Source organism: Kribbella sp. NPDC050459 (assembly GCF_040655315.1).
Lineage (GTDB): Bacteria > Actinomycetota > Actinomycetes > Propionibacteriales > Kribbellaceae > Kribbella.
Window position 1 is genome coordinate 86,995 of the sequence record NZ_JBFAJQ010000007.1, and the last position, 14,905, is coordinate 101,899.

14 protein-coding genes are annotated in these 14,905 nt (G+C 70.5%); 9 read left to right on the plus strand and 5 right to left on the minus strand.

Annotated elements, in window-relative coordinates:
- The first annotated feature begins 68 nt into the window (after window positions 1-68).
- From AB0I12_RS23250 to AB0I12_RS23280, 7 genes are all read left to right on the plus strand, one after another.
- Window positions 69-1,334: an NYN domain-containing protein gene (locus AB0I12_RS23250; protein WP_359933262.1), complete on the plus strand. Its 1,266-nt coding sequence runs from the start codon at window positions 69-71 to the stop codon at window positions 1,332-1,334.
- An 81-nt stretch (window positions 1,335-1,415) separates the two neighbouring features.
- Window positions 1,416-1,646 (plus strand): hypothetical protein, encoded by a 231-nt coding sequence (locus AB0I12_RS23255; RefSeq protein WP_355689771.1) that lies wholly within the window; start codon window positions 1,416-1,418, stop codon window positions 1,644-1,646.
- Between the two features lie 275 nt (window positions 1,647-1,921).
- Window positions 1,922-2,983, plus strand: coding sequence for an NlpC/P60 family protein (locus AB0I12_RS23260; RefSeq protein ID WP_359933264.1), 1,062 nt, complete (start codon window positions 1,922-1,924; stop codon window positions 2,981-2,983).
- A gap of 131 nt (window positions 2,984-3,114) precedes the next feature.
- Complete coding sequence (locus tag AB0I12_RS23265; protein WP_359933266.1) at window positions 3,115-4,557, plus strand: hypothetical protein; 1,443 nt, start codon at window positions 3,115-3,117, stop codon at window positions 4,555-4,557.
- On the plus strand, window positions 4,550-5,797 hold the full coding sequence (locus AB0I12_RS23270) for a M48 family metallopeptidase (protein WP_359933268.1): 1,248 nt from the start codon (window positions 4,550-4,552) through the stop codon (window positions 5,795-5,797). The genes AB0I12_RS23265 and AB0I12_RS23270 overlap by 8 nt, the downstream gene beginning before the upstream one ends.
- Entirely contained in the window at window positions 5,794-6,912 is a 1,119-nt protein-coding gene (locus AB0I12_RS23275; RefSeq protein WP_359933270.1) for a glycosyltransferase family 4 protein, read from the plus strand. The genes AB0I12_RS23270 and AB0I12_RS23275 overlap by 4 nt, the downstream gene beginning before the upstream one ends.
- Before the next feature lie 229 nt (window positions 6,913-7,141).
- Window positions 7,142-8,293, plus strand: a complete 1,152-nt coding sequence (locus AB0I12_RS23280) for an alanine--tRNA ligase-related protein (RefSeq protein WP_359933272.1) — start codon at window positions 7,142-7,144, stop codon at window positions 8,291-8,293.
- Here the strand turns inward: AB0I12_RS23280 and AB0I12_RS23285 are convergent.
- From AB0I12_RS23285 to AB0I12_RS23295, 3 genes are read right to left on the minus strand one after another with little or no spacing between them, the layout of a single operon-like run.
- Window positions 8,290-9,258, minus strand: coding sequence for an EamA family transporter (locus AB0I12_RS23285; RefSeq protein WP_359933274.1), 969 nt, complete (start codon window positions 9,256-9,258; stop codon window positions 8,290-8,292). The two genes, AB0I12_RS23280 and AB0I12_RS23285, sit on opposite strands and share 4 nt — an antisense overlap.
- 45 nt (window positions 9,259-9,303) lie before the next feature.
- Window positions 9,304-9,966, minus strand: a complete 663-nt coding sequence (locus AB0I12_RS23290) for a hypothetical protein (protein WP_359933276.1) — start codon at window positions 9,964-9,966, stop codon at window positions 9,304-9,306.
- A gap of 26 nt (window positions 9,967-9,992) precedes the next feature.
- The gene (locus tag AB0I12_RS23295; RefSeq protein WP_359933278.1) at window positions 9,993-10,970 is read right to left on the minus strand and encodes a DUF5937 family protein; all 978 of its coding nucleotides are present in this window, start codon (window positions 10,968-10,970) and stop codon (window positions 9,993-9,995) included.
- Between the two features lie 67 nt (window positions 10,971-11,037).
- Between AB0I12_RS23295 and AB0I12_RS23300 the strand changes: the two genes are divergently transcribed.
- Entirely contained in the window at window positions 11,038-12,240 is a 1,203-nt protein-coding gene (locus AB0I12_RS23300; protein WP_359933280.1) for an MFS transporter, read from the plus strand.
- Here AB0I12_RS23300 and AB0I12_RS23305 read toward each other — a convergent pair.
- Window positions 12,200-12,949, minus strand: a complete 750-nt coding sequence (locus AB0I12_RS23305; RefSeq protein ID WP_359933282.1) for an SDR family oxidoreductase — start codon at window positions 12,947-12,949, stop codon at window positions 12,200-12,202. The two genes, AB0I12_RS23300 and AB0I12_RS23305, sit on opposite strands and share 41 nt — an antisense overlap.
- Window positions 12,950-13,019: 70 nt before the next feature.
- Here AB0I12_RS23305 and AB0I12_RS23310 point away from each other — a divergent pair, with 70 nt between their 5' ends.
- Window positions 13,020-13,910: a LysR family transcriptional regulator gene (locus AB0I12_RS23310; protein WP_359933284.1), complete on the plus strand. Its 891-nt coding sequence runs from the start codon at window positions 13,020-13,022 to the stop codon at window positions 13,908-13,910.
- Here the strand turns inward: AB0I12_RS23310 and AB0I12_RS23315 are convergent.
- Complete coding sequence (locus tag AB0I12_RS23315) at window positions 13,899-14,900, minus strand: LacI family DNA-binding transcriptional regulator (RefSeq protein ID WP_359933286.1); 1,002 nt, start codon at window positions 14,898-14,900, stop codon at window positions 13,899-13,901. The genes AB0I12_RS23310 and AB0I12_RS23315 overlap by 12 nt on opposite strands.
- Window positions 14,901-14,905 lie beyond the last annotated feature (5 nt).

Consider the following 14,905-nt stretch of genomic DNA (forward strand, 5'->3'; position numbering starts at 1 on the left):
CGTCGTTCCAGCCGGACTGCGGACCGGTGACTGAGGCCGGCACCGCCGCGAGCTCCGCCGCTACGACTTTGCCTGAACCGGTCCGGCAACGCGTCCTGACCCTCGCCGCGCACGCCCTCGGTCAGCTGCCCGCGACCGACATCCCGGCGCCGCTGCGCCGGTTCGCCAGCTTCGCGCCGGCGAAACGGGCCAAGCTGTCGGCCTCGGTGCTCGGGCCGATCCTCGAGACCGACGACCACTTCCGCCGGCTGACAGCCTTCGAGGTACGGCGGGAGCACCCGGAGCTCGGCGACGCGGTGGCAGACGGCGTGCCGGTCCCGGCCGCGGATCCGGTCGAGGTCGCCGCGCTCGCCTATCTGCTGCGCCCCGACGACTGGGAGCAGCACATCGCCGCGGCCGCCCAGGTCCCGGTGGAGAACCCGCAGGCCGGCAGCGATGCGGTGAGCCGGCTCACCGACCAACTCGACCAGGCGCGCACCGAGACCCGCCAGGTGCGCGAACGGCTTCGTGAACAGGTCAACGAGCTGAAGGCCGAGAACGTCACGCTCCGGCGCAAGCTGAACGAAGCCCGCCAGCGGATCACCGGCCTGCAATCGGAGGTCGAGCAGCGCACCAGGGAAGCCGAAAGCGCCGACGAACGCGTCGACGCGGCGCGGGCCGAGGTCGAGCGTGAGCTGCGCAAGCTCCGCGCCCGCATCACCGAACTGGAGGCGGTCGAGCACGCGGCCCGTCGTACGGCGGGGCAGGAGCGGGAGCTCGCGTCGACGCGTACCCGGCTGTTGCTGGACACGTTGCTCGAGGCAGCGAGCGGCCTGCGCCGTGAACTGGCCCTGCCGCCCGGGGGAGAGCTCCGTCCCGCGGACACGGTGGCCGGGTCCGAGCCCGATGCGGCCCCGGTCGGACGTACGGCGCCTGAGGACGATCCGGCACTCTTCGACGAGTTGCTGGCGTTGCCACAGGTGCATCTGATCATCGACGGCTACAACGTGACGAAGACCGCCTGGCCGAACTCGCCGTTGCATTCGCAGCGTCAGCGGCTCGTCACTGCACTGGGCGCACTGGTCGCACAGCGGCGCATCGAGGTGACCGTGGTGTTCGACGGCGCCGAGCTGTCGGGTCCGGTCCAGCTGAACCCGCCCCGCGGTGTGCGGGTGCGGTTCAGTCCGGCCGGCGTGATCGCCGACGAGGTGATCCGGCAACTGGTCCGCGCGGAACCGCCCGGCCGCCCGGTTGTGGTCGTCTCCACCGACCGCGAAGTTGCCGACAGCATCGTCAAACTCGGTGCCCGGGCGCTCACCGCGAGCAGCCTGATAGCACGCATCGCCCGCGCCTGACCACAGAAATTGTCGGCGGGGGTCTCTAGCGTCCTTCTCAGCCGGATGCAAGTCCGGGTGCTTCCCCCCTTGGAGGATGTTGTGCTGATCGACTGCGACGCCTGTGTGATGAAGGGTCCCGGCTGCCAGGACTGCGTCGTCACGGTGGTGCTGGGGTTCTCGGAGGAACGGTCCGGCAGCCTGCGGATCGACGACGACGAGAAGGCCGCCCTGGACGCGCTCGCCGAGTCCGGCCTGGTCCCGCCGCTACGCCTCGTGCACGCGGTGAACAGCGTCGACCCGAACGACGCGCCGAAGGAGCAGACCGGCTGACCGCCGCGGATCTCAGGACCCTTACGGGACAAAGCGAAACGATCGTTTGGCCGGGCCCGGCCTTCGTTAATTTTCGATCAAACCCGAGGGGCGAATTGCACTGGTCACGAAACGGTCACTACTGTTACCTCTCGTTGCCTCAGGGCGTCGGCCGCTCCGGCCGACCGGGCAACGGCAAGCCGAGGGAGTGATCCGGCGGATCCGCGGACCGAGAGTCCGTGCGGAGGGCCTGATCAACGGGGACGGCGCGAGCAGAGGAAGGGACCGACCGGGCTGTGTCCATCGGACGCATCAACCGCACCAAGGGAATCGCCCTCGCCGCCATCACCAGCACCGCCGTCGCCGCGGGAGTGATCTTCATCCAGGGAGCGGCTGACGCCGACCCCAAGCCCACTCTGGCCGAGGCGAAGAAGCAGATCGCGGCGCTGCAGCACCAGGCCGAGGAGGCCGGCGAGTCGGCGAACGACCTGCGTGGGCAGATCACCGCCTCGAGCGCCCGGGTGAAGGCCCTGCAGGCGGGTATCGCCAAGCAGCAGGGCCAGGTGGACGCGGTGAAGCGGCAGATCGGCTCCCTCGCGGTGGCCGGGTACCAGACGTCGGGCATCTCCACGACCGCGCAGCTGCTGCTGTCGAGCAACCCGGACCAGTTCCTCAGCCAGGCGTCCACCGCCCAGGCCTTCGCCGGCCAGCAGAACTCGGCGCTGCGTCGTTACCAGGTCGCGCAGGGCAAGCTCACCGACCTGCAGGCCAGCGAGCAGACCGAGCTGGCCGCGCTGCAGGCCGTGCAGGCGAAGCAGGACGCGTTCAAGAACCAGCTCCAGGGCAAGCTCGACGCGGCGCAGAAGGTGCTCGACAAGCTCAGCGACGCCGAGCGCAAGCGGATCGAGGAAGAGAACGCCAAGGCGGCGGAGGAGGCGCGCAAGCAGCGCCCGACCCGCGACGGCTCGCGCACCGGCGACGACAAGAACCTGCCGAACGTCCCGGCCAGCGGCCGCGCGAAGATCGCGATCAGCGCCGCGCTCGAGCAGCTCGGCGACCCCTATGTGTGGGGCGCCGACGGCCCGAGCTCGTTCGACTGCTCGGGACTCACGATGTACGCCTGGGGCAAGGCCGGCGTCTCGCTGTCGCACTCGTCGAAGGCGCAGGCCAGCGAGGGCCGCCGGGTCAGCAAGTCCGACCTGATGCCGGGCGACCTGGTCTTCTTCTTCAGCCCGATCAGCCACGTCGGCATCTACCTCGGCAACGGCCGGATCGTGCACGCTCCGCGCCCGGGCAAGAGCGTGGAGATCGCCCCGCTCGACGAGAACCCGTACAACACCGCGGTCCGTCCGGGCTGACCTGCGACCTTGACATACTCTGCGGCTCCGGGGGTCCCCCGGAGCCGCGGCATTTCACGGCGGTGCCGTAGTGTCGGAGGAGGCACGTAGTGTTCCGCCTGGTCGGGGCAGGTGAACAGCGAAGGGCCGAGGTGATCGACGAACAGGGCGATACGGTTCCACTGCCGGTGATCCCGTCGTCCGGTGACCCTCGGGAGCCGATCGACCACCGGCCGGAGTCGCGCGCCGACGGTCCGCAGCGGCCGCCGTTCGCACCGATCCTGAAGAAGGTCGCGCTCGGCGTCGCCGTCTGCCTGGTCGCCGGGGCCGGGTATGCCGGCCTGCAGCACATCGCCGACGCCCCGGCCGATCCGAACGCGCCGGGAGCGGGCCAGGCGCCGCAGTCGACGCCGACCACACCCGACCAGGCCCAGGCCGGTGTGCAGCGGGCGGTCGCCGGCGAGGCGGTCCTGCAGAAGATGACCGACGCGGTCGAGAACGAGGACCGCACCGAGTTCCTGAACACGATCGACCCCAAGGCTACGCAGTTCCGGACCAGCGCGCGGACGATCTACAGCAACCTCACCACGCTCCCGCTCGGCACGTTCCAGTTGCGCTACGTGAGCGACGACGCGGCCGCGCTGACGCCGGACCGGCAGGCGGAGCTCGGCGGGACGCAGTCGTGGCTCGCGCAGGTCGAGGTCTCCTGGCAACTCGCCGGGTACGACGTCAAACCCGCGCGCGAGACGCTCCCGGTGACCTTCGTGACCCGCGACGGCAAGACGTACGCGGCCTCGTTCTCGGAGCGGTTCGTAGCGGGACAGCGCCGCCCGGTCTGGGCGCTCGGCCCGATCGAGCTGGCCAAGGGCGAGCACAGCCTGGTGATCAGCCTCGACTCGGAGTCGGAGGCGCGCAGCTACGTGCCGGTCGCCGACAAGGCGGTCGAGTCGGTGACGAAGGTGTGGGGCAAGGGCTGGCGGCAGAAGGTGGTCGTCTACCTGCCGGCCAAACAGGCCCAGATGGAGAACGTGCTCGGCGCGCAGCCGAACACCTACACCCAGATCGCGGCCGTCACGATGGCCGAGCTGGACACGCCGGCCATCGGCGCGCCGGTGCGGATCGTGGCGAATCCGAAGCTGTTCGTGGAGCTCGGCAAGCAGGGCCGGCGGATCGTGCTCACGCACGAGACCACCCACGTCGCGTCGACCGCGACGGCGTCGCCGGTGCCGTTGTGGCTGGCCGAGGGGTTCGCCGACTACGTCGCGTTCACCGCCGTGCCGGTGCAGGACGAGTCGGCGGCGAAGGAGCTGTTCAAGGCGGTGCGGGCGGGGCATGTGCCGGCCTCGCTGCCGTCCCCGGAGGCGTTCGCAGCGTCGGCGACCGAGCTGCCGCAGGCGTACGAGTCGGCGTGGCTGGCCTGTCGGCTGATCGCCGAGCGTGAGGGGCAGGACAAGCTGGTCAGGTTCTACCGGGCCGTGCACGCGTCGAAGACGTCGGCCGGGCTGGCGGACGCGTTCAAGTCGGTGCTGGGGATGACCGAGGCCGAGTTCGTCGCCGAGTGGCAGAAGTACCTCGAACGGCTCGCCGGTGCCTAGAGCAACGTCCCGTCCGTGGGCGCCTCGCGCCGCGGGCGGTCTGCTCGCGCTCGCACTGGTCTTCACGATCGCCGTCACCACGCCCTGGCACCTGATCGATCTGCCCGCACCGGACGCCGCGCTGGACTTCACGTCCGCGGAGATCGCCCGCCAGAACGCGTTCCGCCACGAGATCCTCCGCTGGTCGACGGCGTCCTGGATCATCTCGGTCGTGGTCCCGCTGGCGATCGGCTTCAGTCCGTTGGGTCGCCGGCTGTACGACGGGCTGCGGATCCGCCTGTGGTTCCTCGCCGTACCGGTCACGGTCGCGGGGATCGCCCTCATCACCAACCTGCTCACCCTTCCGACCGACGTGCTCGGCCAGCGGGTCAGCCTGAAGTACGGCCTGGCGGTCGAGAACTGGCGGCTGTGGGTGTGGGACCGCGGCGTGAACTGGGCGATCACGTCGCTCGGCGTCGCGGTGCTCGCGGTCGTCCTGATCGGCTTCGCGAAGCGCCGCCCGCAGGGCTGGTGGTTGCCCGGAGCAATCGTCGCGGCCTTGCTCGTGCTCGGCGTGTCGTTCGCGTATCCGGTGCTGGTCGAGCCGCGGTTCAACACGTTCACGTCGATGCCGGCCGGTGCCCTGCGCAACGACTTCCTGAAGCTCGCGGCCGAGGACGGCGTACCGGTGAAGGACGTGCTGGTCGCGGACGCGTCGAAGCGGACCACGGCGCTCAACGCGTACGTGTCCGGTTTCGGTTCGACCCGGCGGCTGGTCGTCTACGACACGCTCCTGAAGGACACGCCGCCGGCGCAGGTCCGGCTCGTCGTGGCGCACGAGCTCGGTCACGCCGCGGAGGACGACGTCCTGCACGGCACCCTGATCGGCGTGCTCGGTACGGCGTTCGGCATCACGCTGCTGTACCTGTTGCTCGGGCCCCGGCTGGCGGACCCGCGTCGTACGGCGGTCCTGGTCGCGCTGATCGTGGCCGCTACGACGCTGGCGAGCCCGGTGCAGAACCTGGTGAGCCGCAAGATCGAGGCGCGCGCCGACTACCACTCGCTCCGGCTGACGAACGACCCGCGGAACTTCGTCGCGATGCAGCACGACCTGGCGGTGCGGAACATCTCCGGGCTCGACCCGGCCCGCTGGCGGTACTGGATGTTCGCCAGCCATCCGACCGCGCCGGAGCGGATCGCGATGGGCCGGGCCTGGGCGGCCGGGAACGGCGGCACGGTCCCGCCGCTGGCGCAACGATGACGGTTCTCGTCGTCACCAACGACTTCCCGCCGCGGCAGGGCGGCATCGAGACGTTCGTCCGCTCCCTGTGCGACGAGCTGCCCGAGGTCGTCGTCTACACGTCGCGCGAGCCGGGCGACGCGGCGTACGACTCCACGCTGCCGTTTCCGGTCGTTCGGGACCGGTCGTCGATGTTGTTGCCGACGGCCCGCGTCACGAAGCGGGCCGTGCAGGTGATGCGGGAGTACGGCGCCGACCGGGTTCTGTTCGGGGCGGCCGCACCGCTCGGGTTGATGGGGACGGCACTGCGCCGGGCCGGCGCGCGGAAGATCGTCGCGATGACGCATGGGCACGAGACGTGGTGGGCCGGCGTGCCAGGAACCCGGCAGGCGTTGCGCAGGATCGGGGACGCCGCCGACACGGTCACGACGGTGTCGTCGTGGTGTGAGGAGCAGATTGTCCCTGCCCTTTCTCCGGCAGCCGCCCGGCGGGTGCGACGGCTGACGCCGGGGGTCGATTCCACCCGGTTCGTTCCTGGCTGCGGTGGCGAACAGGTCCGCAAGGGGCTCGGGCTTGACGGCGTTCCGGTGGTCGCGTGTGTGTCGCGGTTGATTCGCCGCAAGGGCCAGGACACGTTGATCCGGGCGTGGCCGCGTGTTCGCGAGTCGGTGCCCGGGGCCACGCTGCTGCTGGTCGGCGGTGGGCCGGACCGGGATTATCTGGAGGAGTTGGCGGTGAGCACCGGGGTGTCCGACGCGGTGGTGTTCACGGGGCCGGTTCCGTGGGCCGAGGTCCCGCCGTACGTCGATGCGGCGGACGTGTTCGCGATGCCGTGCCGGACACGGCGGTTCGGGCTGGAGCCGGAGGCGCTGGGGATCGTCACGCTGGAAGCTTCGGCGACCGGCAAGCCGGTGGTGGTGGGGGATTCCGGTGGAGCTTCCGACACGGTCCTGCACGGTACGACGGGGTATTTGGTCGATCCGTACAACCCGGCCGCCGTCGGTGCGCGCCTGAGCGAACTGCTGACGAACCCCCAGCACTGTGAGGTTCTGGGCGCAGCGGGCCGGAAGTGGGTCGAGGACGAGTGGGTGTGGTCGCGGTCGGGCGCCGTGCTGCGGGAGCTGCTGGCCGTGTGACACGCGGAGGCGGGGGAATCGGTGGACAGGGTGTGGTGGGGGTCGTGTACTCTGGCCGGCATGCACCGGATGTTCCGACTTGCCGCAGCCGTACGAGCTTTCCGCTCTCCGGCTGCCGCGGCCTGACATCCTGAAACTTCCACCGGCGACCGGAAACGGTTCGCCGGTGTTGTTGTTTCTGTAGCCCCGGTGGTCCGGTTCCGGTCCTGAATCGACAAGGACGAGAACCATGAGCATCACCAGGACCTTCATCGACTTCTTCATCGACCGCGACCACGTCCCGACGACGGGGTCCACGCTCATCCCGCGGCTCGGCGATCCCGTGCTCTTCACGACCTCGGGGATGCATCCGCTCACGCCGTACCTGGAGGGCGAACCACATCCACTGGGGCGCAGACTCACCGGCGTCCAGCGATGCCTGCGCACCACCGATCTCGACGAGGTGGGGGATTCGACCCACCTGACGGTGTTCGAGATGCTCGGTTCGTGGTCGCTCGGCGACTACGGCAGCAGCCAGACCCTGGAATGGGGGTACGAACTGCTGACCTCCGGCTACGGGCTCGACCCCCGGCAGCTGTACGTGACCGTCTTCGGCGGCGACGACCAGGTGCCGCTCGACCAGGAATCGCTGCGCACCTGGCAGCAGCTCGGCCTGCCGATCGAGCTGACCACGGACGACAACTGGTGGTCGAACGGCCCGACCGGTCCGTGCGGCCCGGACTCGGAGATCTTCGTCTGGACCGGTGAGGGCGAGCCGGAGGGGACGCCGACCACCGACGACCGCTGGGTCGAGGTCTGGAACCACGTGATGATGCGCTACCGCCGGCTCGACGACGGTTCGCTCGAACCGCTCAAGCAGCAGAACATCGACACCGGCCTCGGGCTCGAGCGGCTGACGATGCTGCTGGAGGGCAAGACCTCGGTGTACGAGACCTCGTTGTTCGAGCCGTGGCTGCGGATCGTCCCGAAGCTCTGGACGCTGGACGAGCGCTCGCAGCGGATCGTCATCGACCACCTGCGGTCGAGCATCGTGATCGTCGGCGACGGCGTGCACCCGTCGAACACCGGCCGCGGGTACGTGCTGCGCCGGCTGATCCGCCGGATGCTGACCATCCTCTGGCAGACCGACGAGTCGCGCTCGCTGTCGGACCTGCCGATCGAGCTGTTCGAGCACACCCTGAACCACTTCCACCAGGGCGAGACGGTGACGCTGATCCGGCGGATCCTGATCGACGAGGAGATCCGGTTCAGCAACCTGCTCGACCGCGGCCGCAAGGTCCTCAGCCACGAGCGGTTCCACAAGTCGCTCGACGACACCGACTACGAGTACCTGCACGAGACCCACGGGCTGCCCCGTGAGCTCGTCGACTCGTTGCGCTAGATGGCTGCCGGATCCAGTACGTCGGTCTGGGGAGCGTCGGGAATCTCCGGAGACGCGACCTTCCCGACCGACGACTGGGCCACGAACGCTCCGATCAGCACGATCACGCCGCCGGCGATCTGGTTCGGCCGCAGCGTCTCGCCGAGCAGGATCAGCGCGAAGATGCAGGCGGCGACCACCTCGACGTACGCGACCGCACCCGCGATCGCCGCCGACAGCCGCTGGACCGCGGCCGCGCCGGCCAGGTAGGCGACGACCGTGCTGACCAGGATCAGCCAGGCGGCCATCACCCAGCCCGGCGCGTGCCGGTCGCCGATCGCGATCGTGTCCACGAGCGCATGCCACGGCGTAGCCCACGGCGCCGCGATCAGCGTCAGGACGACGGCGCCGACCACGCTGCCCGCGGCCGTCATCACGAGCGGGTCCGCGGCGCCGGTGAGCTTGTCGATCAGGATGAAGTACGTCGCCTGACAGGCGGCCGCGCCGAGACCGGCGATCAGGCCGATCAGGTCGATCCGCAACCCGGACCAGATCTCGGCCACGGTCGCGAGACCGACGACCGCGATGCTGACACCGATCGCGGCCGAGCGCGGGACGGCGACCTTCTGGCCGAACTTCAGCCACGCGACCACCAGCACCGGACCGGAGAACTCGAGCATCAGCGCCACGCCCACCGGCAGCCGGCTGGCGGCGAGGAAGAACAGCGTCTGGCATCCGGCGATCCCGGTCAGGCCGTACAGCACCAGTGCCTTCCAGGACGCCCGCGCGGCGCGCAGGCCGCCGCGGCCGCGGAAGATCAGCACGAGCGGGACGAGTACGGCGGCGGCGCCGAGGATCCGTAACCAGGCCGCCTGCTGCGGCGTGAAGCCGGCCCCGATCAAGGCCTTGGCGAACGGCCCCGACCCGCCGAACGTGATCGCGGAGAAGACCGCGAACCCCAACCCCACCGACTTCGTGCTGTACATGGGCATAACGCTCTCACGCCCATTACATGCCTGTCGAGTGGGATCTCACAGGACGTTCACGGCGCGGGCCGCGATGATGGCGACGGTCAGCAGGGAGATCGCCGACTGGACGCCCATCAGCATCTTGGTCCGGGCCGTCAGCGGCATCGTGTCGGTCGGGCTGAACGCGGTCGCCGCGGTGAACGAGACGAACAGGTAATCGGTGAAGCCGGGCAGCCAGCCCTTCCAGCCGGGCAGGTCGACGGTCATCTGCGGGAACAGCAGATCCGCCCGCTCGGTCTCGCGCTCGTGCTCCGGCGCCCGCGCGAACGGGCCGCCGCGGTCGATCTCCCAGTACCAGACCGCGAACGCGACCACGTTCGTCACCCAGATCAGGACGGCGCTCTTCACCAGTACCTTGCCCTCGTTGGCGTCGCCGTTGTTCAGGAAGAAGATCATCCCGGCCAGGTAGAACGCGTTCACGGCCACCAGGACGCCGAGCAGGGTGAGCTCCACCCACCGCAGCCAGGGCTCGTCCCGGCGCAGGTGGAACGGGTTCATCCAGACCAGCGGCAGCAGCAGGAGGAAGCCGAGAGCCGGCATCAGCCAGCGCGGCAACGCGTTGATCTGCGCCGGCACCAGCAGTTGCAGGACGAGCACGGCCAGCACTGCCAGCGAGGCCGGCCAGCGCCGGGTGTGGCGGGTGCGCGGATACGACGCCTTCTTCACCCCAGCATTCTGACGCCGATCAGCGCTCAGCCGACGGAGGCGTCGACCACGGCCTGTCCCACCTCGGTACGCCGGTAGTGCACCTGGTGCCCGGTACGGCGACGTGTCGCGAGCCCCGCGTCGTACAGCGCCGACAGGTGTTCGGCGACTGTGGCGAGCGCCAGGCCGTACTGGGCGGCGAGGGCGCTGGTCGTGGCGGGCGGGTCGAGCGCGACGAGGAGCGTGGCGCGCGTGCGGCCGAGGAGGCGCGCCAGCGGATCCGGGGGAGCGGGTGCATCGGACCAGAGTCGCGCGGCGCCGCGGGCGGGGTAGACGAGGGTCGGGTGGTAGGCCGGGTCGGCGACGATCACCAGATACGGCCAGGCGAAGACCCCGGGCACCAGGAGCAGGCCCTGCCCGGTGAGATCGCGGTCCTCGGAGCGGTACCGGGTGGCGACCAGGCGGTCGTCCTCCCAGGCGAGGGTCGGGTGCAGGTCGTCGAACAGGCCGGCCAGGCCGCCGTCGGTCAGTTGCTGGCCGCGGTAGGCGATGTCGTCCTCGAGGACGCGGCTGATCAGCGGCCAGTCCGGCCTGATCAGGGCCTCCCACGCGGCTTCGATCTCGTCGGCGAGACGTTCGCGGCTGCCGCTGAGGTCCGCCAGCATCATGTCGATCTCAGCCGCGGCAGGGTTCTTCAACTCGTCGCGGGACCGGATCAGTTCGGTCCGCACCGTGTCGAGCGGCGTGCTGCGCACCCGGGCGATCTCGGTGCCGAACTTCGCGCGGGACGCCTTGGGCGGTGGAGTCAGGAAGTCCGGCGTGAACCCGACGCGTGGCTGCACGGCCTTCAGCAGCCGCAGGTCGAGGGTGCGTGCGGCGTCCCGCTTCGCCGCGATCCAGTCGCCGTACAGCGGCCGGTGCTTCGATCCGTTCAGGACCCGCACCGCCGACATCGTCTCCCACAGCGGCGACGCACCGAACCGGCAGCGCAGCGCGTCCGCCTGCGTGAACCGCAGGACGGTCATGAACCAGAACTTTCGGCCACAACCAAAACTCTACGCCGCTCGTCACGGGCTCGGGCACGCTCGCGGCGTGAGGTCCTACGGAGCAGTACTCAGCCTGCCCGGCATGCGTGCCGTCTATGCCGCGCACACCGTCACCATGCTCGGCACGGTCGGTGCGCAGGTCGCGCTGTCGATCCTGATCTTCGAGCGAACCGGCTCCCCGTTGCTGTCGGCCCTCGTACTGGTGTGTTCGTTCCTTCCGTACGCCGTGGGCGGCCTGCTCCTGTCCTCGGTCGCGGACCGCTTCCCGGCGCGGCGGGTGCTTGTCGCCTGCGACCTGCTGAGCGCGACCTGCGTGGCCTGCATGCTGCTGCCGGGGATGCCGGTCGGTGGGCTGCTCGGCCTGCTGGTCGGCACCGGGATGATCGCTCCCGTCTTCGCCGGGGCGCGGGCCGCCAGCCTGGCGCACCTGCTGCCGCAGGACCTGTTCCCGATCGGCAGGTCGTTGCTGCGGGCAATCGGTCAGACCGCCGTCCTGACCGGGTTCGCGGTCGGCGGCGTCGCGGTGGCGGCGATCGGCGCGAAGTGGTTGCTGGTCGTCGAAGTGACGGCGTTCGTCATGTCGGCCATCCTGATCGGCACCGGGACGCCGTCCACGCCGCCGGGGGAGCGGAAGAGCGGCACGGTTCGCGACTCGTGGACCGGGCTGCGGATGTTGTTCGCGAACCGGAGTCTCCGCAACCTGATCCTGCTGACCTGGGTGGCGCCGGCGTTCTCGTCCCTCCCGGACGGGCTTGCCGTCGCCTACACCGCTCAGGTCGGCGTCGCCGCCGCGGCCGCCGGTGCGCTGTTCACCGGGTACGCCGTCGGCAGCGTGCTCGGCGAGCTCGTCGTCGCACGGTTCACCCCTTCCGTGCGGCGACGGCTCGTCGTCCCGTTCCTGCTGGTCACCCAGCTGCCCGCGATCGCGTTCCTCACCGTGCCGCCGATCCCGGTCGCCGCGCTGCTGCTCGCGATCTCCGGCACCGGGTACGCCTTCAACCAGGGCGTCGATCCGCTGATCCTGCAGCACGCCGACCCGTCGTACCGCGGCCGGTTGTTCACCGTCCAGACCAGCGGCCTGATGGCGATCCAGGGCGTCAGCATCGCCCTCGGCGGCGTCGTCGGTTCGTTCCTCGCCCCCAGCCTCACGATCGCGCTGGCCGGCGTCCTCGGCACGACGATCACCCTGCTGATCGCCCGTCAGGCCCTCACCACGGAGCCACGTCGGACAGCGACTCAGGTCCTCTGAAGGCGCCGGTCGGGCCCTCCGCCGGCAGTGTCGCGAGGGCAACCGGGACGGCTGCACCGTCGGCCACGGTGCGCTCGCCGCGCGGTACCGAGGCTTGGGTGTTCAGGTCGGTCGGCACGAGGCCTGGGGTGGCCGCGTTCACCTTGATGTTGTCGGCGCGCAGCGCACTCGCGTAGACCAGGGTCAGTGCGTTGAGGGCGGCCTTCGACGAGCTGTAGGCGAGCAGGCCCTGCGTCGCGAGGCGGCCGTCCAGCTCGGAGAGCAGGGTGGTTGAGCCGAGCCCGCTCGACATGTTGACGATCCGCGCGTTCGGCGACCGGCGCAGCAGCGGTACGAACGCGTTGATCACCGCGACCACGCCGAACACGTTCACGTCGTACGCCGTGCGGACCTGCTCGGCCGTGATGTCCGCGACCGCCGTACCCCATTCGGAGACGATGCCGGCGTTGTTGACCAGCGCGTCGAGCCGGCCGGAGTCGGCCTCGACATGCTTGGCGGCCGCCGCGACCGATTCCCCGTCGGTGACGTCCAGCTGCACGAACCGTACGTCGAGACCCTCGCCGGCCAGCTGCTCTGCGGCGCTCTCCCCGAGCGTGGGATTCCGTGCCGCCAGGTACACCGTGAGCCCACGCAGCGCGAGCTGCCTGACGATCTCGCGGCCGATGCCTTTGTTCCCGCCCGTGACCAGGGCGACTTCGTTCTGATTCATGTCCCCAGTGCAGCGCGGGCGCACCTCCGCGGGCCAACACCGATCAGGTGGCCCGCCATACCCTGGAGGTATGCCCGAGCCAGAGATCCGCGAGCTGCGGTACTTCCGCGCGGTCGCCGAGGACCTGAACATCACCCGCGCCGCCGAGCGGCTCGGCATCGCGCAGCCGCCGCTGTCGCGCGCGATGCGCCAACTCGAGCACCGGCTCGGCGTCGACCTGTTCGACCGCTCCGGGCCGCGGCTTGCGCTGACGGCCGCGGGGGAGACGTTGTTCAAGGAGTCCGGGCCGGTCATCGACGCCCTCGACTCCGCCGTACGCCGGACGCAGCGGGCCGGGCAGCCCTCGCAAGGGCTCGTGGTGACAGCGAAACCCGGTGTCGCCACCGAGCTGCTGCACCTGCTCGTCGGTGAGCTGCGCTCCGAACTGCCGGGGATCGAGGTGGTGGTGAGCGGGTTCGGGGAGCAGGCCGGCATGGTGCGGGACGGGAGGGCCGATGTGGCGCTGGTCAGTCGGCCGTTCGACGACCTCGGACTGGAGTGCGAGGAGTTGTACGAGGAGCCCCGGGTGGCGGCCTTGCCTGCCGGGCACGAGCTGGCCGGGCGGGAGGTGCTGGCGGCCGACGACCTGGCCGGGATTCCGGCGCCGCGGTGGAGCCGCGCTGATGTTGCCGAGCGCAACTACTGGGCGGCGCGGCCGGACGATGCGGTGGACGGGCCGGTCGTGCAGGACTCGTCGCAGTTGCTCGAGGTGGTCGCCTTCGGGCAGGCGGTCGCGCTGGTGCCGCGGTCCATGGCCGAGCGCAACATCCGCCCGGACGTGACCTACCGTCCGGTGACCGGTATCGAGCCGTACCGGATGTTCGTCGTCTGGCCGGCGGGCAGCCGGTCGGCCGAGTTGGCGCGGTTCGTCGAGGCGGCGGTCAGGTACTCCGCCGGGCCGCCCGTAGCGTCAGGCGCTTGAGCGGACCACGAGGGGTGCGGTGACCAGGCGGCCGGGCTCGTCGGGTTCGCCGGCGATCTCGCGCAGGGCGCGGTCGAACAGGGAAGTGGCGATGTCGCGCAGCGGGATCCGTGCGGTCGTCAGCGGGGTGTCGAGCATGCTCGCGAACGGGAAGTCGTTGAAGCCGGTGACCGCGACGTCCTGACCGACCGTGATGCCGCGCTGTTGCAGGGTCCGCATCGCGACCACCGCGAACGCGTCGTTGTCCGCGACGAAGGCGTCCGGCGGCCCGGTCTCCTCGACGTACGCCGCCACCGCGTCGAGCGAACCGAACGAGCGCACGACCGCGGACGGGAACTCCCGGACGAAGCCGTCCTGCCGCTGATGCACCCACGGCAACGGGCTGTCGGTCGCCAGGTACACGGCGCGCTCCCGCCCGGTCGAGCGCAGATGCGCCGCGATACCGGCCATCGACGTCTCGTTGTCCACGTCCACCCAGCACTGCCGGTGCTCCGGTCCCGTCCGGCCGAAGGCCACGAACGGGAACCGCCGCCGGCTGAGGAACTCGATGCGGGCGTCCTGCGGCATCGTCTCCAGGACGACGATCGCGTCCACCTGCCGGGCCGCGATCAGCTTCTCGTACAAGGCGATCTCGCTGCCGGCCTCGGTCGGTGTCGTGACGTGCACGCCGTACCCGGACGCCGCGGCCGCCTTCACCAGGCCGCCGAGCAGGCCGTGCAGGAACCCGCCGAGTCCCGGATTCTCGGCGTCCTCGGGATCCTCCTCGAAGTACAGCGGCAGGCCGATCACCTGGCTGCGCCCGGACGACAACGCGCGCGCCGCGTGGTTCGGGATGTAGCCGAGCTCCTGGATCGCCGCGCGGACGGTCTGCACGGTCGGCGGCGCGACCCGGTGCGGCGCGTTCAGCACGTTCGACACCGTCATCGCCGACACCCCGGCGAGCCGGGCGACATCCGCGACCGTCGTCCGGCGCGGTTTCTCCGCAGCCAAGTCGT